This window comes from Mucilaginibacter sp. CAU 1740 (assembly GCF_039839285.1).
Lineage (GTDB): Bacteria > Bacteroidota > Bacteroidia > Sphingobacteriales > Sphingobacteriaceae > Mucilaginibacter.
In genome coordinates this window covers 640071-666371 of sequence record NZ_JBDOQS010000001.1, presented here as the reverse complement: position 1 = coordinate 666371, position 26301 = coordinate 640071, and the positions used below count along the sequence as shown (strand labels likewise).

The following is a 26301-nucleotide window of genomic DNA, read 5'->3' as shown; positions in this document are numbered from 1 at the left end:
TCAAAAATCGTAGCCAAAACTATGCCGCCAAGGCCCGCTCAGGTATTCCCAAGGCCTCAGCACGATGGCGGTCACCTCACAGTGTTAAAAGCGCTGCTCAACCCTTACGGCAAAGCCGTTGTCGGCTCGACCAGTCCCCGCTTTTATAAAAGCGGTCCACTTTAATCTGCACATCACAGGTAAACTCAGTGTAGCAGACCTCTAATTCCTGTGTATTGACCTGTTGGACTTGCTGCCCGGTAAATGATACCATTTCCGCATGACAGGCCCCGGCAAGCAACAGAAAAAAAAGGGGAATGGTATTTTTCTCATATTTCGGAAGGCGCAACAATTTAGCTTGAATATCGTAAAAGACAGTTTTATGATGCGCGTCATAAAGTATAATAGCGGCATAGTCTATATTTGCCCCTCGTTATCTTGTTAACATCAAAATCGTTCTATATGGAAAAATTAAAAAAATTAAAAAACCTGCTGGAATCAGCAGAAAAAGAGGGCCAGGCCTTCTACGAAAAAAATAACAAGGCAGCCGGCACACGTTTGCGCAACGCCTTACAGCAGATCAAAGTACTGGCGACCGATCTGCGCAAAGACGTGACCGAAAAAAAGAACGCCGCAAAATAATTCACAATAATCAAGTTTAACTTTTTGGGGAAGCCCTGCTGAAAAGCGGGGCTTTATTTTGGGGCAGAAGAGGCGAAAAACTGTCCAGTCACAAAAGTGGCTGTAATCTTCCCAGGTTCAGCTCAAAACCATCAACAAACCCTACCGCCAAAGGCTGGAAAAACAATGGTCAAGTTTTCCTCGTATTCAATCCTGAGAAAAGCATTTTATCCAGCGCTTGTTTTCATATAAGGTAGATTGGTATATTTTGCTTTCAGGATTTTTGGTGATGCCTTTTAAATAGCCTTTGATCGTTTTGAAAACACTACGGGGCATTTGCTGGCTGACCGTGATTCGCCTGATCAGGTTCAGCGGCATATCGATGTCATAAAAACTTTCCGGATGGTCACCTTCCAAAATGATCCGGTATTCTTCTTCACATCGATACGGCCAGCGTTTGGTAAAAGGCATCTGATCCAGATCGATGACGAAATTTTTGCCTTCAACATCGGAAAGCTTTTTGTACCTCACCACACCGTGCCTTATGCCCGGAATACCTTTCAGCAACTCGAACAACTTTGGCGCATCAAATTCGATCATGCAACCACTGCCACCGCCGGAAAACGTTTTCCAGTGGTGTACCGTATCATCCCCCTGCGAAAGACAGACCGCATGCAGGCTTTTAATAGCCTTCCGGCTTTTATATGCATGGATTACAGCCGAATCGTTCTTATCATCCCAAAGATCCGGTGTCAGCAGGGTCAGTTTCTTCCGGTCCAGCATATCCAGCAGGATCGGCAGGGTCGTGTAGCGTTTGAGTTTGGTGATCTTTTTCATCAAAATATCAGTAGAGGTATAAAGTCAAACCTAAAGATACAGTATGACAGGCAATTAGCGGTTAACCTTATTTACGAGACTAAATCACCTATGAGCAAATCAAAGTTGTACATCCTGCATAATATAAAATACAGGTCGCGAACTCACTTAAGAAGAAAACCTGTTAAACAAAAAGCCCGATCCTATCGGACCGGGCTTTTCGCTATGATGTGTGCCTGACACTATGCATTTAAGCAAACGCCGCGCAGATGATTAGCAGAGTTTTTCTCTATCTTTTTTTGCGTTAACAAAAAATCTTCCATTCCTTCGTTTAGCTCCCTGATGATCTGGAAGTTTTCAGCATCTGTAATCGGAACTTTTTTTGACTTAGCGGCGATATCTGCAAGCATTAATTCATATTTGCTTTTCGATCCTGTCATATGTTCTTTTAGTTTAAGTTTTCTTTAAATTGCTGAAATGGATGGGCAAAGGTACGAACTCGCTCGAACTTTCCAAAATTCTGAACAAAAAATGTGCCGTCCGTATAACAAGCCAGAAATGACAGGTTACTCAGCACGTCAGAATTCTTGTAAGGTTCGGTTGCGTCCTGTATGTAAAGTTCATCACAATCTCCCTTTTCATAAGAATCTAATTTAGAAACTTCCGCAACCCAAATGAACTTAGGCATCGGTAAGGCCAGGATCATTTCCTTCACTAAAATATTAAGTGTTTCGTTCATTGCGACATATTGTTTATATGTGCGGGTTGATGCCAGGAAGATCCGCGCTACTCTTTTTTCCCCATCATTGACACCTATGATGCTGTTCCTGAAAGCGTTGTAAAAGTTTTTGGTAGCGACCACAGCATCCAAATAGATCCGATGATAAAGCGGAACAATGATGTTGGTGATATCACAGCTATGCCACCTTTCATCGGTGATATAGTCCTCACAGGGTTTATCCAACTTAGCCAGCTGGTAGGGTGGCTGATTGTCATCGATCAGCACATATTTTCTTTCGATCTTATTAAAATCGATCACTGCCAGGCCGTTTGATAGGGTTACATGCGGCTCTGTACCGGTAACCGATCCGGGTGAATGTTTTGTGCGGCCGATAATATTTACCGCGTGGCCGAGTTCTTCATTTTCCAGTACCGCAATGACCGGTATCCCTGATTCCACATAGGTGCTGATAATGGAATTAAAATCGTAGCTGACCTTCTCCTGCTCCTCGCGCGAATAGATCATCGCGCCAAAGCCGAAATCCCGTATGGCATAAGTGATCTGTTCGGCGGTCAGACCGTCAGAAGGCAATAGCCGTTTATAAGAGAACTTGTGTAAGGTTTGATTAATGGTCGATAACAGCACCGGTTTGTATTCCGGGTACTTATTACCGAAATATTCCAGGATAGACCAAACCGTAGTTTCGGCACAGGTCATCGTCTGGTGATCCTGGCTGGCATGCGGAAAGGCCAATACCTTTTGCTTTACAGCGTATACCGTTGCGGCAATCTTCGCCAGACAGCATTCAATATTGTCGTTGATGATCGCTCTTGGTGATAAGGCGTTACGCCCGATAATCCTGGGAAACGTAGGACGCAAGACCAGAAACCCTAAATAATGCTCACTGATACGGCTTTTTAAGGTTTCAATACCCGTCGCATCAAAACGTTTAAAATCATCGGTGACCATTTCCGTATCAAAAAAAGACAGTCTGATACAATCACGGTAATATGGGTTTAGTTTTGATGAATAATAATGATAATAAGCATCACGATACATCTTGTCCACATATTTCCGTTCAACAAGTACATACAGGTTCTCTTTAAGTGTTTTGAAATAATCTACAAGATGTTTAGCCACGATCTTATCCGCAACAGCTACCGCCAGGCCGTAATCTTCCACAAATAAGGTGCTGATATGCGCGGCTACCTGATCGATAGGGAATATCTCCACCCGCAAAGGATTTTTGATATTTTCGGTGATTATGTCGATTATTGAAGGTGATTGGTCCATATGGTTGTTTCACAAATATATATGATTTGTAATTAATGCATATAAAAATAAAGGTCTTAAATGTCGGGGACGGGGACGCGATCATTGTCAGTCTGCGGAAGGAAGAGAAAAAAATCGTTTTCATGATCGACGGCGGGCGCGCCAGGAATTCAGACGTCGTCATGCCTGCCCTTGAAGAAATGCTTAAAGAAGCTGGGATAGAAGGCCCGGAATTTATCCTGTGCACGCATTATGATGATGATCATATCGGCGGCTTACCCGAGATCGCAAAAAAATATGCCAAAACGTTAAAAACCATCTGGCTGCACAAAACCTCGGTCAAGGTGGGACAAGAAATACTGACCGGTAAAATAGCTTCAAGACCTAAGCGCAGAGGCATATTGCCTTCACAGTCCGGACGCTATCTTCAGGCATCTTCTTACGCTGAATTCACCCAATACCAGCGCGTCATCCGAGACCTGCAGCAGGAGATAAAATTCCTTGACCTTTTAAAAACCTTAGCCATCAACACCGAAGAGCCGGTAGCCGGTCAGTTTATCATTGAGGGCTGGCCGGAGCTAACGATCATCAGCCCTACTGAAACACTTTACAGGTCTTTGTTCCCGGCGAAATTTAAAGGCGCCGCGATCATCCGTGCCGAGGTATCGCAATTACAAGGTGAGGAAATAGCGGAGGGTGTGTCCGCGATCAGCGAAGACCCAAACCAGGCATTGGATCATTTACCAAAAACAACTCTAACTCCCACCAATGTCAACAGCGCGGTTTTGTTACTTACCGTTTGCGGCAAAAAGCTACTTTTCGCAGGCGACGCAGGTATCCGGTCTTTGACATCTATCCCGGATCACGACGAGCTACTGGCCGGTATCTATTGGTTAAAAGTTCCCCACCATGGCAGTAAAAACAACCTCGACAGCAAGCTGATCACCTTAATGCGACCGGTTCACGCCGTCATTTCCGGCAATAAACATATTTCCCCTCAAGTCGTGAAATGTTTTGAACATATCAACTGCAATCTCAAAACCACCAGAGATGACGGAACCATCGTGTTCGAAGAGACCTTTAACTGCCAGCAAGGGCTATCCGAGGCAAAACATTCCGATTAAAATGCATTAAAACAAACAATTTATCGTACACCACCTGAATCACAATTATAACCCTAACAGCAATAATAAAGCGAAACGCAGCCAAAGTACTGAACTGTTCCGGGTCGAAGCCAAAAACTATACCCTGCCCGTGCTCGTAAACACTCAACTGGAAAATGCTTACCATGAACTGGAACTGCTCGGCTTCCCGCTCAGCATGACCCTGTTCGACCTGTTGCAAACCGGCTACCGCGGCGAGATCCACGCCAATGACCTCATCAACCACGTCGGCCAGACCGTCAGAATGGTGGGTGAGTACGTTTGCGAGAAAACCGTTCACACCAAAAACAACCAGCGCATGTGGTTCGGCAACTTCCTAGATGCCGAAGGCAATGCCTTCGATACCGTACATTTCCCGAACGACACCCCGCAATATCCTTTCCGGGGCAAAGGCTGTTACCTGATCCTCGGCAAGGTTGTTGCAGAGTTCGGCTTCGCCAGCCTCGAAGTGCTCAAATTCGCCAAATTACCCATACTACCCAATCCCGTCATTTTTAAACTACCTGCCTGCCGTCTGTGCCGAGCAAGCCTGCACCTGGAGTTCATTTTGATATATGCCCGGAGTTTTGTATTTTTATAATATTCAATAAAAAAATCGCGAATTTATATTAATCCAAACATCATGCTCAACAGAAGAAGAGTAAAAACAGATGATGGATGCCTGCTCTTCGCGACATCCATCCCGGCTTTAAGCGCCGAAAACTTTCGCCTCGGTGAAGACTTTGAACTTTACAACCCCAAAACCGGGGAGTGGCGTTTAAAAATCGTAACCAGAATCGTTGATAACCAGGACGGCCGTTGTCGACTTGACTTATCGTTTTAAATAACTGCTCCTAACGGGGCCTTTTTTGTTCCTGCCGTAGGATCATTACACCTGCGAGGTCAAGACTTTTTGCAGGCAGATCAATCTGACCGCTGTCGCTGTTCAATAGTTGCTGAACATAAGGCGGCGGTTCGGTTAACAGGTATTGCCCTGATGCATTATCATCTGCTAAAAAGTAGTTAGTTGCCTGCCGGATAATGTGGTCGGAAAAACTCTGCTGATCGCCAAAACATACAAGTGTATGCCAGGGTTTTAAATCCGGCCAAAGTATGGAAAGTCGCGTTTCACCCGCTGCGCGATGTCCCCTTACCTTGAACGCACTGAGCAAAGAACAACCGTATAGCGGTACATCTGAACCGGGCAAGCCTGCGCCTGGACTTCTCGTAAGATACAAGCAATATAAAGGAATACAGGGATAGGTCGGATTAGCCGCCGCCTGTAGAATCAGTTTTTCGCATTGCGGAATACTGGCTTTACCCTTATAATGCAAATGTTTGAATTCATCCGCTTCGGCGGCAATGATCTTGGCCTGCACACGGAATCCGATCCACCGGTTATACTGGTCACCCAACCACCATTCCCAATCTGCACCAGTAACCCCTTCTTCAATCCGGGTAAAGGCTTTTATTTTTACTTCATCTGGATGCATGATCTTTAGCCGGATCAAATTAAAGTCAGTAAAAGACTCCTCCTTTAGCTGGTAAGCTACTGCCCTTGAATGACTAATCAATCGAAATGTATCCGTGGCGAGTTCCTTGAATGTTTGGCAAAGTGCTGATGACATAGTATAGGTTATAAAGGGCCGATAAATAAGGATAGTTCTGCCATGATCGCGGCGTTAACCGTTGGATGAAATTCCTGGTATACTGTGTTGCCCCGAACGTTGAATTTGGTATCAGAAGGCTTGCTTATCCTAAAATGCTGCAAGCTGTACCAGCGGACACGACGGCCTATTTCTATTAATGGGTTATGGTAAGAAGAAAGTATTTGATTATCGACGACCAGGCCAATTGCATAAACCTGAATATCACTGCTATAAGAGCATGACTTCAAAAATACGATATCGCCCGTATTCATATACCGGAAAACTTCATGTAAATCGGCTGCATCACTTATGCTCCAGCCGGTTCCAATGATATCTCCCCCGATCATTAGGTCACGTACCTGGCGGTTGTTGATCTTTGTACCTACGCCGTATATTGCCATGAAATAAAATGTGATAAGTGTCTGCCCAAATATAAATAAAGCAACGCTATTCCTGCCAACTGCCGTACAATTCCACGTAGCGCCTCTGTTTTGCATCAGCGACCATCAAACTTCCTTCCAACAAATATTCCCAGGCAGGCAGATCGTTAAATGGCTCGCCGACCCAATATTTTTCGAGGTATTCTTCTTTTGGGTCATCCGCATAGGCTTCGTACCAGCGATTATCAACCCGGTGATCTGCCATTGTGGGGTACATAACCCTTACGTCAAGCAAATAGGGTTGCTTAAAATGTGCCAGCATCCTTCCCAAATTTGCACGGCCCTCGTCATTATCTTCAGCAAAATAAAGGCAGGTCAGACGACCAGGTGCATCATGCTTATATAAACGTCTGCCACGCTCCATTTCCAGCTCAAGATCGCTCTTGCGAAGTAATTTTTCTTTCGCTTCATCAGTCAACTCCCGTGGGTTACCACCAACCTTAAGGGTTAAACCTTTACGTAGTTGAGACGCCAGAAACATAATCTCTCCGCGCGGACTCACTGCTTTCTCAAATATTTGATCAGCATTATCTCTTAACTCTTCCAAACTATAATGATAATAATCCATTGGAAGTTCAGTCCAGAACCCCAACTGCATCAAAGAATTGATGCTCCCGCTTTGAACAATGAACTGGCATGTTTGCTGATTGTTGAGATCAATTGCATGTAGAAATTTTGTTTCCTCTGACATAAACAATGTTACGATAATAGATTTGATCACACGAGTATTAATCACCTAAAAAAACTTTCAGACAAAGCAAACTCAGTATCTTTAACCCAACATTAAATCTGCATATGGAAGCTTGTACACTTTGTCAAAAACAGCCTGCTGATAAAACCGGATCACATCTCATCCCGTCTTTTTTATTGAAAATGGTAGAAAACTACGACGGCTCCAACAAACGTGACCGAGGTTTGGGTTTTCGATTAACAGCAGAAGATACCGAAGTACATTTTGAGCGTGCTGTTTCGGGCGAAAAAATTACCGAAGTAATGGGTGAGTTACCTGAAGAGGAACTGAGGAATTACCCTTCACCGTCCATTCGCGATTATGTTTATTGCAGCAATTGTGAGAAGTTTTTTGGTAAATTGGAAAGTGCTTATGCGCCAACGCTGAGTAAAGATGGTAAAGATAATTATCCAAGTACCGATGATCCGCTGACTGCGACCCTTTTTTGGTTATCAATATTTTGGCGCGCCTCTGCTGCCGGCACCTATGGCTTTTCCTTGGGCGAAAACGAACAGGAGCAGTTGCGCAGCATTTTGGTTTATTATACGGAGAGTGACGCTGGCAGTGACCAACCTGAAGGATTGCAAACTTTGCGCTATAAGATTATCCGGAGTGTCGGATTTGCCAAACAGTTAACAGGCTTTATCTCATTTGACCCCGCTGAAACTGAGCCGTACTGCGCAGTTATAGGCGAGTACGCTGCCTTCCTTTACTTTGATCAGGTAAAAACTGCGCAAATACCCGATGATTTTTTTGGTTTTGAAAAAGTAGTTGCTGATGCAAAAGTCAATTCAAGCACAACAGGGGAACAAATATTGGCTGTCCCTGATGATGTATTCCTGGCAGCAAATAATAAACTTGCCTTAAAAATGAGCGAGCTAAAGACAAATTATTTTTCCGGGCTTATTATTGGTACAGCAAAAATTTATTTTGGATTTAACGGCAAGCTGCCAGCAGATACCATTAAAGGTATCGCAATAAAAATTCCCGATTCCGATCAACCTAGCGGCAAAAAATATAGTAAAAAAGAAGTCATGGAACTTATTGCCTCTGAACTTTCGGTTTACTTTGAAAGCCTTAAAATTGAAAGTAAGTAACCCGATTCTAAACAATATCCTTTGCCCTTAATATTATTTAAGGGTTTGATAGAATACCCGGTGTACATTTTCCGAGGCAAAAGGATTTAGGCGGATGAAAACCGTAAACAGACTTGTCGATAACAAGATGGCCAGTGTTGCATATTTCTGTTGTGTTAAACTAAAATGCCCCTTTCGGGGCTTTCTACAATTACAGGGCACCCAATTACTTTTGGGCAGGAATAAACGCTTCATACCATGGCAGGTTATGATCATCCCCGCTATTTATCATGACCACACTTCGGACTCCAGGTTTTCCGACCTTATCGCCATCATTATTAACGAGCTGTATATATACCTGTTCTAAGTGCGAAAATTTATCACCAGGAGCAGCTTGAAAATTCACAGCAATGGGAACTGCTGATACACTGGCGTCAGTACGAACGTTTACGATTTTCATTTCGGATGTATTTAAGCTGTAAAAGTTTCAAAAAGCTTGGTCCAATTTTCTATCAAATCAGCAGGAACATCTTTCATCACTTTATCAAAATTATTAATCATCACTCGGGCAAAGTCAACTTTCCACCCCTTTTTAAGAACAATACCATTTTGTGCAGCCCACTTTTCAATCTGATCAACGATTGGCTCACCAGCTTGATAGGCATCTTCAAAAAATTCTTTGGCTCTGAACTCTCTATCGATATTTTTAATGAATGCCTGAACTGGGAGTAAGTCTTCAATCTCAAACGCCTTATCACCTAAAAAGGCTGATACTTCCAAGACCTTATCTGGCTGTTCTTTATATAAATTATCCTTTAATTGTTTGATCTGATCTTTACCTAACCGGTCTGAATCAAGTAAAACCGTTGGAAGCTGGCCGTCTCGGGACGTTACTAGTTTTGTTACAGGACTCATCCCGCGAACACCGCCGGTAGGAATAAAGACAAACTCTTTTGAATTTAATAATTTACCGATTCCTATGAGGAAACGTTTGATCATTGACAAATAAATTTGGTCGCTTGGTCCCTCTACTAAAACAGGCACACATCCCAACAACAAAGTATCTGAAACAGTTAACCCTAAAGCGGCGTGAACCGGATAAATCGACTTTTCAGCATCAACTTCATCGTAACGTAGATTAGACGACACCTTAGTTCTGCCAGTTGATTTATCAACATATACGGCTTTAACATTTGCTAAATTCTCCATGTCCACTAAAAATGGAGAATGAGAAGTATATATCAGCTGGTTATTTTCAGACAAACTTCTGAAGAATGCAGCCAAATCATATTGAGCCAATGGGTGCAGTGAAAGTCCTGGCTCATCAAGTAACAAAATCGCATTCTCATGCTGATTTTTGGTTTCAACCAAAAAAACCAAGAAAAAACTAAAAAACCACTGTAAACCACGGCTTCGTCCTTCAAGCTCAATGGCTTCCGTTCTCAGTTCATCAGAAACATTAATTCGAAAATGACTTCCATCTGCTTCAAAGGCAAAAACATAATTACCTTGTTGCCACCATTTTTTAAAACTTTTAGTTAACTCGCTGGCAGCCGAGCGAAGTAAAACACCTCTCTCTTTCTTTTTTTCTGCCCATTCTTTTTCTTCTTCAGCGGTCAAATTCAACTCTTCAGAACTAACCTCTTGGTCGTAACGATCATACTTTTTAACAACTATTTTCCGATCATTACCTAACTCATATATCTCTTCAGCTGAAAGCTTCACATATTTAAATAATACATCTAGAGTACGTGCTTTTGCACGTGCTGATTCGGTAAGATCTGTACGTTTAAGGTCTTCGATAACACGTGGCAGGTATATTTCGCTATCGAGGTTACCATAATCTGAGTAGTAAACAAACTTAGGAATGTGATTTAAAATTTCCTGCCGTATTTCTTTGGTCGTTTCAATAGCTTTCCCTTCAAAAGACTTTAAAATCTTATCCAAAGGGCTAATTAATCTCGTGTTAAAAAACTCAGGTAAATTCTGCTTTTTTCCAAATTCAACTAATAATTTGGACAAGTTTTCCAACATCACTTGGATATCTTCCTTTTGCAGATTATCACTTCCGTTATCGGGTATTAAGGTTTCGAGACTGCCGCGGACTTTTTCTTTTAATGCATCAGGTTCTTTTACAAAGTGTTCTGATTGTTCCAAGATGGTTTTAAAATCAGATAACAACTTTTGCACCTTTGATTTGGGATATTGCTCAATTTTAGAATATGGAAGCAAGATGTGATATAACCCATCGTATCTTCGTTCGATTGAAGTAATTCGCGCTTGCTCCGGATCACATAAACATGCTTTTGCAACTTTATCCCTTACCTGTTCATCAAGTTCGAAATCGGCCTTAATGAAAACATCTTTTTCATGTCCATCGGCTTTGTATTGGCTATACAAATGACGTGGATAGTCAGCTAGAGGAATTATCGGCTCCTTATTCGCTGGATTGAGTTTCCAGAGCGCTATCAGCAAGTTCGTTTTACCAGCTTCGTTAGTTCCCACTAAACAGGTGTTATCACCTGCATCTATCCAATCACTTTCCTCAATTGAACGAAAGTTGATCACCTTATATCTTAGTAATTTTGTTGGCATATACGTTTTTTAATAACTAATTTCAAATGCCATACCAATTTGATTTCCAGTAAAATGCATAATATATACTGCCGTTGTGTCTTAAGTTCTTTGTAAAAAAAATGAGTAAGTGTAGATAGAACACATCTAAAAAAAACCGCCTAACATATTTGAATCACACAAAACCATCATGATTTTAAGAAACTGACATAGTTACTGCCTTTCTGCCATCGCTTAGGCTACAAGACGTCCATCGGAAATGGTCATCTAATATGTCTAATTGTCTTTTATCTTCAAAATCATCTTCTCCAAAAACTCAATCACAATCTCCTTATCCCTCGGCTCCGCACGCCCCGCGATACTGCGGATCGTATCCCAAGAGATATCTGCTTTCCAGGGTGTCGATAAAAACGGAGCAACCGCCTTACACACCTTACGGAAACTTTTGCCTAAGATCAGCTTCACGTCAAAAGCAGACTTCAAAACGATACCCAACTGGTCCGCACTCAGTGCACATAACACTTTATCAAAAAAATTCTGCTCAGAAGGATTCCTATCAGCGACGGGTTCAACTTTTTCCGGTAAGTAGGTTTGGTAACGCGCTTGCACACTTTGGGCCAACTCGTCCAGTGATTGCCGGATCAGCGTACCCAAAACGCGCAAAGGGCCTGTTTTAGGATAAGCAGCCAGATTGGAAGCTGCTTGGCGTTGTAGCAGACGCAAAGCCTGATCATAATGCCCGGCAACCACTTTCAGTTGCTCACTACAGTACAAACAAAAGGCCTGCGTCTTCATACAGGCGCTTACCCGGTCGATCTCTACCAGCAGCCGGTCTTTAATACTTTCCTGTAATTCAGGCGATAAGGTTTTTATATTGGTCTTTGCCGGATTTAAGGTTACTTCCAGTAATTCATCCAGCCAAAAGAAGGGATAGGTTTTTTCATCGTTTACGCTCTTACTCATTCCGCTATTTTTAAGTTCCTACTGGCGGCTCCAAAATTTATACACGGTTTCCCTAACCGACAGCCTTTGCTGCCGCTCAATTGGTTTCCAGGAAAATGATTTGATGAAGTCGCTTGAATAAAAAGCAAAAGCGCGGGTTGGTACAAGTATGCGCCTTTTGAAGGTACTGGTATACCCTAGGAGAACGCAAACAAGTACGCCCGCGCTTAAGCGGGCATTGCACTTGTTCTTAGGCCTCCTATTTAAAAAATTACCAGTTTTTCAAAAGACCAAGAATGTTGTGAATGCTAAAAATTAGCTATGTATGTTAAAATACTGTTCTGTTTCTTACTTCAAATTTGTTCGCCATAAAGGTAGATAATTATAGTTATAAAATATTGCCTGCGGCGGCTGCCGCTTCAAAAGCCCAGTTCACGATCACACCGATCGTTTTCCAAAGGCTTCTGCTTTCCTCTTCATTATTGATGTCGATGCCGCATACCCGGCTGCCATTGGTCCGCGCGTGTAAAACAATGTAATACACGCCACCCAGCAGCAGGGCAATTACATCCCGGAAATTGATACCCGTGTCCCGGAAATAACGGTCCGTCAGTTCCAGCAGCCGGTCACCGTTCGCTTCCCGCGTATCCGAGATCGCGCGCAGCAGCGGATTACTTTCACTGATCTGCCAGCGGATGATCCGCTGCATCTCCGGGTTATCCTTAAAGAACATATAGTTTTCCTGCATCAATTCCGTGAATAAGGTTTTCACCTGTTCCCGGTCCGGCGGCTCATCCTGCCGGAACCGCTCGAAGAACGGCGGCCAGTAATCCTTCTCATGAATGTAGGCCTTCTTCAAGTTGGCCAGGCTGTCAAAATAATACCTGATCAGATTTTTGTCACGCCCCAGGTGACGGGCGATGGCATTGACCTTGATGTCCGTGTAACCGGATTCTTCCAGGATCGCGCCTACCGCTTCGATCAAACGCCGTCGCGTTTCATCGGGATCCCTGATCTTATGTCGCTTCTTCTTTGTAGCCATAGGCAATTTCCCCCTTTCTTTCGTTAAGCCGCAAGCGGCTGTTTATCCATTCCCAGGCATTCAGCACCTGGTCAAGGTCTTCCTGCGTATGCATTGCCATTAGACTCTGGCGCACCCGTGCATCCTTTTTCGACACCGCCGGATACCCGATCTGGTTCGCATAGACACCCGCCTCCAGCAATAATTTTGTGGCTTCCGCCGCTACCAGCGGATCACCCACCTTTACCGGTATGATCGCCGATGCCGTATTCCCTACATCCAGTCCCAGGCCGATCAGGCCATTACGGAAATAGGAAACGTTCTCCCACAATTTCCTCATCCATTGGGGCTCCTCATCCACCAGCCCGATAGCCGTCGTGATACAAGCCGCAGGCGGCGGCAAGGTCGCCGAGAAAATATGCTGGCGCGAATGAAACTTCAGGTACTCCACCAGTTCCGGTTTCGCCACCACATAACCGCCCACATGGGCGAAGGTCTTGCTGAAGGTACCCGTGATCAGATCCACTTCCTGGAACAGATCATACAGTTCCATCACCCCTCGTCCCCGCTCGCCGATCACACCCGTGCCGTGGGCATCATCCACCATGATCATCGCATTATACAGTTTACAAAGCGCCACGATCTTATCCAATGGGGCCAGGTCGCCATCCTGCGAATACACCCCGTCCACCACGACCAGTCGGGTGCGGTATTTATCCTCATTCAAACGCAGGATATGTTCCAGCGCATTCAGGTCATTATGCGGAAAGGTCTTTACCGTTGTTGTCAGCCCTCCCTCAAAAACCGAAGCATGTACACTAGAATCAAAGATCGCCAGATCCTCCTTTTTCAACAGGCATTGCAGCATCGCACTGTTCGCCGTATAACCCGTTGAATAAACGATAGCCGCATCCCTGCCAAAGAATCCCGCGATCGCCCTTTCCAGTTCCCCATGAAAATCATAATGCCCACCGATAGCAGGAGAGGCCCCCGCGCCCGTACCATATTTCTCAATGGCCGCTATCGCTGCCGCCTTTACCTTCGGATGCTGGGTAAAGCCAAGGTAGTCGTTTGATACCAGGCTTACATAATCCATCCGTTTTCCCGGCTCCAGTTGCAGGCCGACCCTCGGTCCGCAGCCCGAAAAGGCCATCTGCCGGTAATTCCAGTGGCCGCGTGAACGCCAGTCCGCCACATAGGCAGCCCACTCCGCGGCGCGCTCATAAGGCCCCATACCCGTAATGTTCTCAAAATCCTTGAATGTTTTGTTGATCAGATTTTCCATGAAATGATAATTGTTTAGGTCGAAGGTAAAAGGCAAAAAAGCGCTTGTCGGGGAATTAAGGGGCACTTTTTGACAATTTATTTTCATATAAATTAAATCGCTGCAAATCAGATTATTCCAAAAAGGTGTAAAGCTTTAGCGATAGGTACAATCTTCCAGCGCCAGCATGCGATAGGCCTTTGGATACACACCCCGCCGCTGCAGGAACCAGAAATTGAAATGAGAACCATTGATGAACCCCAGCCTGACCGCGATCTCCTTCATCAGTAATTTGGTCGTGGATAACAGAAGTTCTGCCTCCGCCAGCCGGCGGTCCTCGACCAGTTCAGCCACCAGGAAGCCCGTGCCCATCAAACTGATCTCATTTAACTTCCGCGGTACGATACCCAGCCTGCCCGCATAAAAATCCGTCGTCAGTTGCTCCCGGAAATGCCTGTCGATCAGTTCCAGCAACTTGATCACCACCCGCTCATGCGGGTGCACCGGCTTTATCCCATTGGCCTGCCGGTAATAGGTAGCCGTCAGTTCGGTCAGCAACGTCAGATACAGCCTGGAAAGATCAGGTTCCGGTGGCAAGCGCTGCCGCTCTTCCAGTTGTAAAGCCAGAACCTCCAGCGCAGCCAGCTGTACATCGGACAGATCCACAAAAGGACGCTGCGCCAAAAAATGCAGGCGCATCTTTTCCGCTACCGGTTTTAACAGATAAGCCGGACGAAAACGGACCAGCCAGCCGGCAGGTGGCAGTACTTTGAAAGCCTGCATCATACCCGGCCGCAAAAAGAATAACCTCCCTTTCGGCAGATCCCGGTCCATCATCCTCAAACGCATTTTTCCGCAGCCCCTGGTTGACCAGCATAAAATAAAATGATCGGATTTTCCGTAATTATCAGGGCCGACCCTCCGGCCGTCGAACCGCTCCAGTTGCCAGGGCATTCCATCCCTGATCCCTGAAACCGGGAACGAATTACGCGTAAAAAACGTTCTTTCCTTTTGCTGCAAAGCTGTGATCATCGCTCCAATAAAAAAGCGCCGGCTGCTCCCAGGGCCGGACGCTGATATCTTTCTATTTATTAACTAATTGATCTTATAAGAACGTGGAGACTTCAATTCATTATTTTTCCAGAAAACGGCAATCCAGCAGTTCCACCCGCGGACTCAGGTAATGCCCTTTAACCGGTTCTTTCCGGAAAAGATCCGTACTCACATATTTTTTATTGCTGTCCGGGAAAACCGTGACCACTGTGCTACCCTGACCATATTGCTGTTGCAGCCGGATAGCACCCAGCAGATTCGCACCTGAAGAAATACCGACGCCTAATGACAATTCCCGGCTCATCCGCTGAGCCATCAGGATCGCATCGCCATCGCTCACCTGAATGATCTTATTCAACTGGTCCAGTTTGATGATCTCTGGAATAAACTCATCACTGATCCCCTGGATCCGGTGACTGCCCACCTTATAACCCGTACTCATCGTCGGGCTTTCCAGAGGTTCCAAAGGATGGATCTTAACCGCCGGATATAACATCCGCAGGTACTTGCCCACACCCATGACCGTGCCGCCTGTGCCGACCCCGGCCACAAAGGCATCAGGTTTCAAACGCTGCAGCAATAACTGGTGCCCGATCTCCCGGCCGGTGGTCTCATGGTGTGCTTCCACATTGAACTCGTTCTCGAATTGCCGCGGCAGGAAAACACCCGGCTGCCTGCCCATATCCTCCGCAATCCGGATGCTGCCCAGGAAACCACCCTGTGCTTTTGACACCAGTTGCACCTCCGCGCCGTAACTTTCGATCAGCGCCCGCCGCTCCATACTCATCCAGTCCGGCATCAGTATCCGTACCTGGTGACCCAGCGCCCGTCCGATTGCTGCAAAAGCGATCCCGGAATTACCTGAGGTAGCCTCCACGATCATATCATTGGGTTTCAGTTTACCCAGCTTGCCCGCCTTTTCCAAGATATATAAAGCCATACGGTCTTTGATACTCCCCGTTAGGTTCAAATGCTCACATTTGACCAGCACCTGCTGCTCCGGCCCCTTATCATAACGATAAACGATCGCGTACATCGGTGTCTGCCCGACCATCCGCCAGAGATTGGCTATCCTTGATGTGGTCATAACATATACGCCCCTTCACTGCCTGCTGCTTCAACCACATGCGGCCTTTTTTCTTCTACAATCCTTTTTATCTGATCATCGCCCAGATGCCAAAGCATTTCCGCCACCATGTCCGGCAACTGAAAACCCAGTTTCCAATGCCAGTCCGTGGAACTCTGGTGCCCGTTGATATTGGACGGCCAGTTATTTGCGATCGTCTGGCGAAAGTCCGGCGCGTAGTTCACTTTAAACTCCGGCAAATAATGACGGATCTGCTGAACCAGCTCCGCCGGATGAAAGGTCAGTCCCCATATATTATAACTGGTGCGTACATTCAATTTGTCACAAGCGGCATCCATCAGTTCCAGTGTCGCCCGGATAGCATCCGGCATATACAGCATCGGCAGCAAAGTATTGGCCTCCAGATAACAGGTGTATTTCCCGAACTTTACAGCCTCATGGAAAATCGCCACCGCATAATCCGTCGTTCCTCCGCCAGGTAAACCCGTATGACTGATCAGCCCCGGATAGCGGATACTGCGCACATCAATTCCATAACGCTCAAAATAATACTGGCACCACAACTCGCCCGCTGCTTTACTGATCCCGTAAACCGTTGTCGGCTGATGCGGCACATGCTGCGAACAAAATGCCTTCGGCGCATTGTTCCCGAATACCGCGATACTGCTCGGCCAGAACAGGCGGCAATTCTTCAGATGACGGGCCGTCTCCAGGATCACCAGCAGGCTCTGCATATTGATATCCCAGGTACCCAAAGGATCATTTTCGCCCCTGGCCGACAATACCGCCGCCAAATGGTAAACCTGTGTCCAGGGCTCGCTTAGCAATACCCGCTGTAACAGGTCAGGATTGGTCACATCCAGTTTCAGATAGGGACCGTCTGCAAATAAACCATCCGAAGGATGCTGAATATCGCTGGCCACCACATTCTCCCGGCCATACTTCGCCCGGAGCGCCGGCACCAGTTCGGTGCCGATCTGCCCGAGCGCCCCTGTAACCAATATCTTATCCATGTTCAATCACTGCTAATTTTACCGACTGTCTGAAATATATAAGTGCCCAGGGTCAGGACGATCCCGATCATTCCGGTAATCGCCCATGGCCCCGGTGTGCGTAAAGACCTAACTATACTTTCGCCCAAGAGTGTAAAAAAGATCATTAGTACCTGCGTCGCTTCCACCGCAGCCATCGCCATCGGTTGACGGTGGGTGAGGCTTAATGCTTTAAAAAAAAGCACGCAACCCACCAGTCCCGATAAAAAAGCAGCCGTCAGACTGCTCAGCCATTGCAATTCTACGGGCGGACCGGCCTGCAACCAGGCATAGGTCCCTAAAGCTATCAGCACCGGCAAACTACCGATCGTCATGCCTAATGACCGTTGCAGAGGATCAAGCGATAACCCCTTTCCCTCCAGTTTTAATAGCAGCATCCGATTACTCAGCGGCCAAAGTACCGCGGCACCCACCGCCAGCAATAAGCCCGATACCGCCAGCCAGGAATACTGCAGGTGCTGCAACTGGTCCAGCTCCATCAAACCCAGATAGCTTAACGGCAAAAAGCCGAAGGCCAGTGCCCGGCGCGGCACCACCGCCCGATGATCGTTATAGATCAGCGGCGACAGCAAGATCCCAATCACGATCGTTGTCATAAATGCCGCCATCACCAGCCAGGATGGTAAAAAACGGGTGGCGTAAACCAGCAGCGCATAATAGCCCCCGAAGCCCAGGTTCCCCCATAACAGAAACACCCAGGGCAAACGGCAAAGCGCGGCGACCAAATTCCCTAAACGCTTACGTCCGGCTACCACCACGAGCAACATCGGCAACAACAACAAAAACCGTAAACAAGCCGTCCTGGCCCAGTGTAGGCCATGCGCATTCAGCAGGCTGTTCACGATCATGCCACTGGACATAAAGGCGCTGCTTAGAATGCCCAGTATAAATGCGAATATCAATTGCGGTCGTTGCATCGTACATCAACAAAGCGCCCCGGAGGGCGCTTCAAACTAAATTTTAAAATTGGTAATGGATTTCAAACAAAGTTAGCTGACCGGGCATCAGCCCTTCGGTAGATTTTTCAGGAACTTCGGTAGATTTGAGAACGGTAATCTGCCGGTGATACCCCTGTAAAACGGCGAAAGACCTTCGCAAAATTAGAAGAATCATCCATCCCCAGTTCAAAGGTCACTTCCTTGACCGACAGCGAGGTAGTCGCCAGCAAAGCCTTGGCTTCCAGCACCAGGCGTTCCAGCAGCAAGCCGCTCACACTGTTGCCCAGCGATTCCCGGCACCAGCTGTTCAGTTTCCATAAAGGGACCGCCAGTATATCCGCATAGAAATCCGGGTCCTGCCGCACCTTATAGTAATCATTGATCAGCCGCTTTAGCTGCTGCAATACCGGGTAATGACCGCCATGCACCGACAGCCGCTTCCGCTGGTCCGTGCAGTTCAGCAGACAGCCAAACAGCACCCGTAGCTGGTTGATCAGCATCGGATCGCCCGCGTTTTTTCCCATCGTCTTTAGAAACAGCTTCCACAGAAAAGCAAAGTTTTCCGCCTCCTCCGCATCCAGGTCCACATAAGGCCAGTGAAACAATTCCGCCGCATCGATCCCGCCGCTGCCCTGCTGCAAAGCATGAAACACATTTTCCCGGAAACTGATCATCCAGCCATCCGCAGCCGGCCTAATGATCCGGTGCACCCGGCCCTCCGCCACCGGAAACACCCGGTTATCCGCCAGTTCGTAGTCCTCAAAATCGATCTGATGTAAACCGTCCGCGCCATCTACGATCCACAACAGCATATAGAAATGATGCCGGTGCGGCGCAAACGACCCCTCGTTCAGGTAGTCTTTGATACGGAATACCTGCAAAGCTTCCGGACCCGGAATATTTTGAAAGGGCAGTACCATCGTGCATCCTCCATTACCACCTCATTAATAAGTCGCAGCTAGTTGCAAGGCCTTATAAGCATTCACGACGCCACCGGTTACGCAATAAGGTGCCAGCAAATCCCGCTTTACCACGGACTTCAGGATAATTTCCTTTACCTGCAAAGCCGATAATTTGGGATAATATTCCCGGATCAAAGCCGCTACACCCGTCACTACCGGCGCAGCCATACTGGTACCGTCATGATAGGCATATTTTGAACCCGGCACCGAACTGTAGATCTGTACTCCCGGCGCGAATACATCCACTGAAGATTTTCCATAGTTAGAGAAGGGTGCTTTCAAGGTTGTATCATCTTTCAACCCCGAAGCACCGACCACTATGTAAGCCAATGATGCAGAAACCCGGCGTGGAAAATTAGCTGCGCTGTCAATGTTCTTATTGTCATTACCCGCCGCCTGTACCAGCAGCACATCTTTCTTCAAGGCATAGGCGATCGCCTCATCCACCGCTTTCTTATCCTGACTGTAAGCTTTACCAAAGCTCATATTGATCACAGAAACGCCATGATCTGCCGCATAACGGATCGCATTGGCTATATCCTTATCCCGCTCATCGCCATCCGGCACAGCGCGAACCGCCAATATCCGAACTTTATCTGCAATACCGTCCAGACCAATACCATTGCCGCGTACCGCGCAGATGATCCCCGCCACATGCGTACCATGTTCTGCATCCGGCCCCATCACATCACCAGTTCCATAATTCCGTTCTTTACTGTCGAAATAATGATCGCCGACAACCGACCGAGGATCATAGGACAAATTCAAATGGTAATCCACCAGCGATTTAAAATGTGCGATCACCTCATCCAGCTGCTCATGTTTAAATGCCGCATAATCCGCACCACCATTCAGCATCTTGAGGACAGTCTCCCGCACCTGCGTTTCCCCCGGACCAACCGGCGGATAGGCTTGCAAATCAACAAATTTCAATTCCGGTTTGCCGATCTTGCGCTCCATGCTTTCCAGTATCGCTTTAAAGTTGCCGATACCATTGACCATATTAGACGCTTCAGCCAATTGCTTAACCAGGGATTGTTTTTCAGCATGATAGGTCGTCATCTCAGCTGGTGATAGTTTAGTAGTATCCCGCTGTTCGACCTGCCGCACCTGCCGTGTCAGCTCCAGATTATCATAGTGTACATTACCTTTAGCAGAACCAATATAGCTCCAACCATAAGTACCGTTATCAAAACTCTTTTTCTTTGGGTTCACCCAAAGCGCCCCGGTCAGGTCTTCGTGCAAGGTGTCCACACCTGAATCGATCACCCCAACGACAACCGGTTTAGCGGTCTTACCTTTTAACAAAGCATAACCTTTGTCCGTACTGATGCCAAACAGACTGTCCTTAGCCAGGTCTTTATGCTGCCAGTTAGGGATTTCCTGCGCATGGGCAAATGAAGTCATCAACATCAGACCCAATACTTTATAAGAAATTCTATAAGTCATATTCAAAAAAATTATTTTATTGCCAGTGGGCGATAGCCGGAAAGTTTATCGACGCCATCCCAGGGAATGACCGCCCCCGGCAAGGGCACAAACACCTCACTGGCTTTGCTTAAAAATTGGTTGTTATCAAAGTGATTGTTACCGCTGCTTATCGGTCGCGTTCCGAGCAAAACCGTGGAGTGCGGTTTAAAAAACGGCGTTTTCCTGTCCTGCGGAGCGAATGACAATATCCCGGCAAAGGTATTTCCCTGAAAAGTACCGTTCTCCGACCAGTCTTTCAGCGAAAACCTGCTCATGAAAGAGTTACCGGTTACCCGGTAAGGTCCGTGATTGACCTCCATGAACAGATCCACATAATCGTTCTCGGAACAGTAATTTCGCAGAATCGTAGTACCCTGCGCCATCCAGTCCAGCCAGATGCCAATATTTGTATTACGGACCAGGTTATCGCTGATCACAACATCGATCGCGCCATGCAACTTAATGCCGCCCATTTCAGCGCCCCAGAACCTGCGGTTTGTATAAATATCATGTATATCGTTTCCTGCGATGGTACTGAAGATCGCGCCAAGGCTGCCGCAGATACCCGCCGTCCCGCAGTTGTAGATCTCGTTATGACGAACCAGGTGAGAACCGATGTGTTCTTTGTTCCAGCCGGCAGCAATGGCCCGCTCAACCACCCGGTTATAAATCACACTACCATCTGCATTCATATCGTCACTCCATTCATTGTGGCCGGTCGCCCGATCCTTGCCCAAGGTGATGCCCGCGCACTTAGATTCACTGATCAGGTTATTTTCGATAATCCAGCACTTACTCCAGTGCGTGCCGATCGCGCCGACCTGTTCGGCTGTAGGTGCGGCCCACTGGGTTGCGGCCTGCCTGATCCGGAAGCCGCGAACGGTAATAAAATCAATACCCGGCCTCTCCGGATAAAAACAAGACGGGCGAACATTCACTTCGGTCAAAGCATGGTTCGGATCATTATCCTGAAAATTGGCCGTGATAACGGTCGAGTCCCGCAATACTTCAGCATGCCAGGTATACTGTCCACTGAGCGCCTGTAACGCTTTACCAAAGGGATCGCCAACATTTACATCTTCCATCACTTCTTCCAGCGATGCTTCGTGCAGCGGCATGCCGTTATGATAAACTTCGCCTGTATGCAGTTCATGCCCGTGAAACTTCGGCAGGTCCAGTGGTGCCGGTAATTGCATGTTACCAAAATACCAGTCGCCCCGGATCAGATCACCGAAAGGATTATAGCTTCCAAAAAATTGATTGGACAACACCAGCCGCCAAACATGGCCATCTAATTTCCTCCAGCCGGATACCGTTTCAGCACCGCTTATCACAACGGTTTCTCCTTTGGCCGCCTGGTAAATGATACGCTTGTTGGCTGAAGACCCGCCAGATAGCGGCTTCACCCACTCTCGGTAGATCCCCTGGTGCACGGTAATGATATCACCAGGCCGCGCAATCGCAGCGGCCCGGTTGATGGTCAGAAGGGGATGATTAACCGAGCCAGTTTCGCTGTCACTGCCATTTTTAGCCACATGGATCTCTCTTCCATAACTGACCAATGAGCAAAGTGACAAACCGAAACATAAAGCCCGTCTGTAAAATCTAACCCGGATCATTTATGCTGATCAATGTTTTGCTGGAAGGCGTTGCGTTCCTCCTCCGGTATATTCTGACCATACTTTGCCAGGTAGACTGTTGCAGCAGGTACATAGCGCGCCCAGTCCTGATGATTGATAAAATGTACTGTTTCCGCGCGTAAAAGGATCTCCTCACCAGGTGCACCAAAGGTTTTTGCTTTAGCTTCGATCATTTTCCAGTCAGGATTATCTGACGCGTTGATCATCGGCTCCAGTTCTCCTTTAAAGATCAAATTCATCATGGCCACGGTATATTTACGATCCCCCAAGACCTCCCTGAATTGATCAGCGTGTTGCTGCATCATTGTAAACCCGGCATCCTTCGTACTACCCGTGAATTGGGAAGTCGTTTGAATATCCTCATCGCTGAAAGGCGCTTTCAAACCAGCAACCAAAGCATTGCCTGCAAGCCGGCTGCCCGGCTTATCACCCGCCTGCGCCGCCAGCTGCGACAATCGTTTCAGGAACGCAGCATCACGCTTGCCATCAATATACTGCTGCAAAAGTTCGCTGTAAAGTTGCGCCGGTTCCGTCACGTCGGCATCCTGCGCAGAAACTTCAGGCACGTGGATATTCACATCCGGGTTCAGCGTACTATGAATCTTAAGTAGATACGCAAATGGTATTTTGACCACTTCCCGGTCGTAGGTCATTAGGCCGTTCTGTTCACCTTCCACGTCAAAAGGTTGCGTATAGATCGAACCCGATAAGCCATCATGTTGAAGTAATTGCAAATGCTGGTTCATTACCGTGTATTTGGCTTTTAAGGCGGCCGGTTTTTCCTGTATATACCCCCAGGCTGAACCTGTCAGCCACTGGTGGTCCGGTATAAAAACACCGATACCGCCGAATTCACCCACCACCTGTGCTTTACCCGGCTGTTTAACCGGCATCATGGGATCAGGGTAGGCATGAACATCCGTCATATCTGCCGAAACATAAGCATTTGGCGATGGCGAACGTAAATGCTCATTGACATACAACAGTTCCCCTGTATGCCCATTCACCAAACGCGTCGGATCTGTTTTCTTTACCCATTCAGTCAGCCTTTGCTGATCATATTGCCCCCATTTTTCATTGAACAATACCCAGGTCGTAATGCTTGGATAATTATGCAGCTGCACTATTTCCTCAGCGGCCTGCTTTTCAAAGGCCTGCTTCGCACCCTCCGGCAAACCCTGATTCGGGTTTACAAAATCCTGCCATACCAGCATGCCCAGCTTGTCCGCCCAGTAATACCATCTTGCCGGCTCCACCTTGATGTGTTTACGGATGGTATTAAAACCCATGGCTTTGATGGCTTTGATATCAAAAGCCAAAGCTTCATCGGTAGGTGCGGTATATAAGCCATCCGGCCAGAAACCCTGGTCGAGCGTACCCAAATTGAAGTAAGGCTTGTTGTTCAGGGCAATTCGGTCAACGCCCTTTTCATCTTTTACGATGCTGCTTTTACGCATCCCGAAATAGCTTTTCACCTCATCGCTCCCCAGTTTGACAGTCAGGTCATAAAGGTAGGGATCGCCGGGGCACCACAGGTGCATATCTTTTACCGGTAAAACGATCACAGCATTCGCTTTGCCTTTAACGGTCTTACCCGCTGCAGTCAGGCTGAAACCGGTTGCGGCAGCTGAATGTACCGTAATGCTAACCTGCTTTTTGTCGATATCCGGGGTAATGGTCAAACTTTCAATATACTGCTGCGGCACCGTTTCCAGCCATACGGTTTGCCAAATGCCCGAAGTTGGCGTGTAATAAATATTCTGCGGATTGAGCACCTGCTTACCATGCGGGCCGTATCCCTGGTCAGATGGATCCCAGACTTTTACGACAATCTCATTGTCCCCATTCCGCAGCAAAGCGGTCACATCAAAGGTAAATTCCGTATAGCCCCCCGTATGTTTACCGGCCTCTTTGCCATTCACAAATATCGTCGCCTCAAAATCCACCGCACCAAAATGCAGCAGTGTTTTTCCTTTACCGGAATAATTAAATGTTCTCTTATACCAAAGATTATCCGTTGGCTGCAATGCTTTTTTAACACCCGACAAGGCGGACTCGATCGGATAGGGTACCAATATTTTACCATCGTAGCTTGATGGTTTCGGCGCATCCTTTTTTGTAATGGCATATTGCCACATGCCGTTCAGGTTTTGCCAGTTACTGCGGACAAGCTGCGGACGCGGGTATTCTTTCAAAGCATTGCTAGGGCCAACGTCCTTTGCCCAGCGCGACTGGATAGGCACAGCCTGCATTTGGTAATCCTGCGCCATTGCATTGGCAGAAAGGCCCAGCATCGCCGTGACAAAAAGCTTTCTCAACTTATAGTTTATCATCATAATCGGGTAATAGTTTTTGTACTAAGATCATTTATTGATCTTAGTACAGTCATGGTTATTATATTTTTAGTGATTTCCGCCGAATTCGAAGCTGAATCCTGCTATTTCGACGGTTGTGTGGGCCAGGTCGGCTCCCCACGTTTCATTTTCTCAAAGTTTTCGCCGATCTCCTTGCGCAGCGGATCTGCTTTGACCGCTTTGGCTTCCCATTCCAACGATTCATCCTTGTAGCCGAGCCTATAGAGCAGGTTGGCATAGGTATCCAGGTTACCACCGTTATTAGGCTCTTCGTCAACGATGGCTTTGCTCCACTTAAGCGCAGCTTGCAAGCTGGTATTATCGCTATCTTTCGCGTTTTCGAAAACGAACCAGGCATCATTGCCTTTGGTAAAGTTGTCTATTCGCGAAGGGTATTTGCGTTGAATCTTATTTTTCATTTGAACAAAAGCAGGCACATCTTTTTTTGCATAGTATTGAAAAGCAATTGCATCCCAAATTGCCTGCTCACCGTTCGCGCCGTATTTGGCAACCACTTCTTTTTCCACCTTTGCCCAGTCTGGGTTGGCACCTGGTTTACTCAGTGGGATAATGATCTCGTTATTAATATATAGGGGCTCAACGCGCTCTTTGTAGATAGCAGTTCCTCTTGGGCCATATTTATTTAACGCCGCTTTGATTTTGGCATAATCCATCTTTTTGGTCTGCTGATCGATGTAGGGCGCCGACGCTTCGTTGTAGATAATATCACTCACCTTGTTTTTTACAAATTCACGGTCTTCTTTGAGTTTGAGTGCCTGGTTGATCTTTGCCGTATTATTGAGCAGGAAGCTAAATTGCGGATCGCTGGACTTGGACAGGAAACGCGCGAGAAACAGCAGATGCTCGTTGTCGAAACGTTCATTTGGTTTCAGGCCAGCATAATATTCGGTGACCAATGGTCCGATAACCTGGTACTGTTCCAGTTTAACGGCAAGGTCTGCCAGTTTAGGGTAGTCAGATTTCGCGAGCTGATGCTGCTGAAAGGCCTTTAGTAAAGCCGGATACTGGTCTTTAGGGTTGAGGGCAAACTGGCTTTCTTTAATCAATTGTTCTGCTGGAATAGCGCCTACAACTTTATTGACCAGTTCTCCCTCCGGTGAAAAGAAAAGGTAAGTTGGGTAGCCGGATATACTGTAGTCTTTTTCGATCGCGGTGGCATCATTATACCAGCCCTTAACCAGTTCAGCGTCGCTCTTGGTTTTATCCATTTGGACTTTAACGCTGATAAACTTGTCATTGAAGGCTTCGCCAACCTCAGCTTGTGGAAATACTTCCTTATCCATGGTCTTGCATGGGCCGCACCAGGTGGCAAAGGCATCCATAAAAATGAATTTGTTCTCGGCTTTGGCTTTTCCTTTGAGTTCGCTCCAGTTGGCGGCAGAAGTAAATTGTATGCCCTGTGAATAGCCGTAGTTGCTGATCAGTAAGAAGATGGCTATTAAGAGATTGATTGTTCTTTTCATAAATTTTGTTTTGA

General features: G+C 46.7%; 26 protein-coding genes. 6 read left to right on the top strand and 20 right to left on the bottom strand.

The window, feature by feature from the left end:
• Positions 1-21 precede the first annotated feature (21 nt).
• Together AAFN85_RS02975 and AAFN85_RS02970 are read left to right on the top strand one after the other, a co-directional pair.
• Entirely contained in the window at positions 22-165 is a 144-nt protein-coding gene (locus AAFN85_RS02975) for a hypothetical protein (protein WP_347525468.1), read from the top strand.
• 276 nt (positions 166-441) lie between these two features.
• Entirely contained in the window at positions 442-621 is a 180-nt protein-coding gene (locus AAFN85_RS02970; RefSeq protein WP_347525467.1) for a histone H1, read from the top strand.
• A 186-nt stretch (positions 622-807) separates the two neighbouring features.
• On the opposite strand, the gene AAFN85_RS02965 is transcribed toward AAFN85_RS02970, so the two are convergent.
• From AAFN85_RS02965 to AAFN85_RS02955, 3 genes are all read right to left on the bottom strand, one after another.
• Positions 808-1437, bottom strand: a complete 630-nt coding sequence (locus AAFN85_RS02965; RefSeq protein WP_347525466.1) for a hypothetical protein — start codon at positions 1435-1437, stop codon at positions 808-810.
• Positions 1438-1658: 221 nt separating this feature from the next.
• On the bottom strand, positions 1659-1856 hold the full coding sequence (locus AAFN85_RS02960) for a hypothetical protein (RefSeq protein WP_347525465.1): 198 nt from the start codon (positions 1854-1856) through the stop codon (positions 1659-1661).
• Positions 1857-1864: 8 nt separating this feature from the next.
• Positions 1865-3430 carry a hypothetical protein gene (locus AAFN85_RS02955; RefSeq protein ID WP_347525464.1) on the bottom strand — a complete coding sequence of 522 codons (1566 nt, stop codon included), beginning with the start codon at positions 3428-3430 and terminating at the stop codon, positions 1865-1867.
• 35 nt (positions 3431-3465) lie between these two features.
• On the opposite strand from AAFN85_RS02955, the gene AAFN85_RS02950 reads away from it, so the two are divergent.
• From AAFN85_RS02950 to AAFN85_RS02940, 3 genes are all read left to right on the top strand, one after another.
• Positions 3466-4533, top strand: coding sequence for an MBL fold metallo-hydrolase (locus tag AAFN85_RS02950; protein WP_347525463.1), 1068 nt, complete (start codon positions 3466-3468; stop codon positions 4531-4533).
• A gap of 130 nt (positions 4534-4663) precedes the next feature.
• Positions 4664-5152, top strand: coding sequence for a hypothetical protein (locus AAFN85_RS02945; protein ID WP_347525462.1), 489 nt, complete (start codon positions 4664-4666; stop codon positions 5150-5152).
• Positions 5153-5194: 42 nt separating this feature from the next.
• Positions 5195-5395, top strand: coding sequence for a hypothetical protein (locus AAFN85_RS02940; protein ID WP_347525461.1), 201 nt, complete (start codon positions 5195-5197; stop codon positions 5393-5395).
• A gap of 10 nt (positions 5396-5405) precedes the next feature.
• On the opposite strand, the gene AAFN85_RS02935 is transcribed toward AAFN85_RS02940, so the two are convergent.
• The 3 genes from AAFN85_RS02935 to AAFN85_RS02925 are packed head-to-tail and all read right to left on the bottom strand — an operon-like array spanning position 5406 to position 7331.
• Positions 5406-6179 carry a DUF6615 family protein gene (locus AAFN85_RS02935; RefSeq protein ID WP_347525460.1) on the bottom strand — a complete coding sequence of 258 codons (774 nt, stop codon included), beginning with the start codon at positions 6177-6179 and terminating at the stop codon, positions 5406-5408.
• Between the two features lie 8 nt (positions 6180-6187).
• Complete coding sequence (locus tag AAFN85_RS02930) at positions 6188-6601, bottom strand: hypothetical protein (protein ID WP_347525459.1); 414 nt, start codon at positions 6599-6601, stop codon at positions 6188-6190.
• Positions 6602-6647: 46 nt separating this feature from the next.
• On the bottom strand, positions 6648-7331 hold the full coding sequence (locus AAFN85_RS02925) for a hypothetical protein (protein ID WP_347525458.1): 684 nt from the start codon (positions 7329-7331) through the stop codon (positions 6648-6650).
• Positions 7332-7435: 104 nt separating this feature from the next.
• Here AAFN85_RS02925 and AAFN85_RS02920 point away from each other — a divergent pair, with 104 nt between their 5' ends.
• Positions 7436-8467 carry a hypothetical protein gene (locus tag AAFN85_RS02920; RefSeq protein WP_347525457.1) on the top strand — a complete coding sequence of 344 codons (1032 nt, stop codon included), beginning with the start codon at positions 7436-7438 and terminating at the stop codon, positions 8465-8467.
• 205 nt (positions 8468-8672) lie between these two features.
• Here the strand turns inward: AAFN85_RS02920 and AAFN85_RS02915 are convergent, their stop codons facing one another.
• The 14 genes from AAFN85_RS02915 to AAFN85_RS02850 form a co-directional block, all read right to left on the bottom strand.
• The gene (locus AAFN85_RS02915) at positions 8673-8906 is read right to left on the bottom strand and encodes a hypothetical protein (RefSeq protein WP_347525456.1); all 234 of its coding nucleotides are present in this window, start codon (positions 8904-8906) and stop codon (positions 8673-8675) included.
• Positions 8907-8917: 11 nt separating this feature from the next.
• The gene (locus tag AAFN85_RS02910) at positions 8918-11041 is read right to left on the bottom strand and encodes an AAA family ATPase (RefSeq protein WP_347525455.1); all 2124 of its coding nucleotides are present in this window, start codon (positions 11039-11041) and stop codon (positions 8918-8920) included.
• Positions 11042-11296: 255 nt separating this feature from the next.
• The gene (locus tag AAFN85_RS02905; RefSeq protein ID WP_347525454.1) at positions 11297-11983 is read right to left on the bottom strand and encodes a hypothetical protein; all 687 of its coding nucleotides are present in this window, start codon (positions 11981-11983) and stop codon (positions 11297-11299) included.
• Positions 11984-12350: 367 nt separating this feature from the next.
• Positions 12351-13004 carry a TetR/AcrR family transcriptional regulator gene (locus tag AAFN85_RS02900; RefSeq protein WP_347525453.1) on the bottom strand — a complete coding sequence of 218 codons (654 nt, stop codon included), beginning with the start codon at positions 13002-13004 and terminating at the stop codon, positions 12351-12353.
• Positions 12979-14268: an aminotransferase class I/II-fold pyridoxal phosphate-dependent enzyme gene (locus tag AAFN85_RS02895; protein WP_347525452.1), complete on the bottom strand. Its 1290-nt coding sequence runs from the start codon at positions 14266-14268 to the stop codon at positions 12979-12981. Before AAFN85_RS02895 ends, AAFN85_RS02900 begins: the two co-directional genes overlap by 26 nt.
• Positions 14269-14403: 135 nt before the next feature.
• Entirely contained in the window at positions 14404-15279 is an 876-nt protein-coding gene (locus AAFN85_RS02890; RefSeq protein ID WP_347525451.1) for an AraC family transcriptional regulator, read from the bottom strand.
• Between the two features lie 100 nt (positions 15280-15379).
• Entirely contained in the window at positions 15380-16387 is a 1008-nt protein-coding gene (locus tag AAFN85_RS02885; RefSeq protein WP_347525450.1) for a PLP-dependent cysteine synthase family protein, read from the bottom strand.
• Positions 16384-17400: an NAD-dependent epimerase/dehydratase family protein gene (locus AAFN85_RS02880; protein WP_347525449.1), complete on the bottom strand. Its 1017-nt coding sequence runs from the start codon at positions 17398-17400 to the stop codon at positions 16384-16386. The genes AAFN85_RS02885 and AAFN85_RS02880 overlap by 4 nt, the downstream gene beginning before the upstream one ends.
• Before the next feature lie 2 nt (positions 17401-17402).
• Positions 17403-18287, bottom strand: coding sequence for a multidrug resistance efflux transporter family protein (locus tag AAFN85_RS02875; protein WP_347525448.1), 885 nt, complete (start codon positions 18285-18287; stop codon positions 17403-17405).
• 176 nt (positions 18288-18463) lie between these two features.
• A complete protein-coding gene (locus AAFN85_RS02870; protein WP_347525447.1) occupies positions 18464-19297 on the bottom strand; it encodes a helix-turn-helix transcriptional regulator in 834 nt (277 codons plus the stop codon).
• Positions 19298-19321: 24 nt separating this feature from the next.
• A complete protein-coding gene (locus AAFN85_RS02865; RefSeq protein ID WP_347525446.1) occupies positions 19322-20788 on the bottom strand; it encodes a S8 family serine peptidase in 1467 nt (488 codons plus the stop codon).
• 11 nt (positions 20789-20799) lie between these two features.
• Positions 20800-22344 carry a right-handed parallel beta-helix repeat-containing protein gene (locus AAFN85_RS02860; RefSeq protein WP_347525445.1) on the bottom strand — a complete coding sequence of 515 codons (1545 nt, stop codon included), beginning with the start codon at positions 22342-22344 and terminating at the stop codon, positions 20800-20802.
• Between the two features lie 80 nt (positions 22345-22424).
• On the bottom strand, positions 22425-24785 hold the full coding sequence (locus AAFN85_RS02855; RefSeq protein WP_347525444.1) for a sugar-binding domain-containing protein: 2361 nt from the start codon (positions 24783-24785) through the stop codon (positions 22425-22427).
• A gap of 101 nt (positions 24786-24886) precedes the next feature.
• Positions 24887-26287, bottom strand: coding sequence for a thioredoxin fold domain-containing protein (locus AAFN85_RS02850; protein ID WP_347525443.1), 1401 nt, complete (start codon positions 26285-26287; stop codon positions 24887-24889).
• Positions 26288-26301 lie beyond the last annotated feature (14 nt).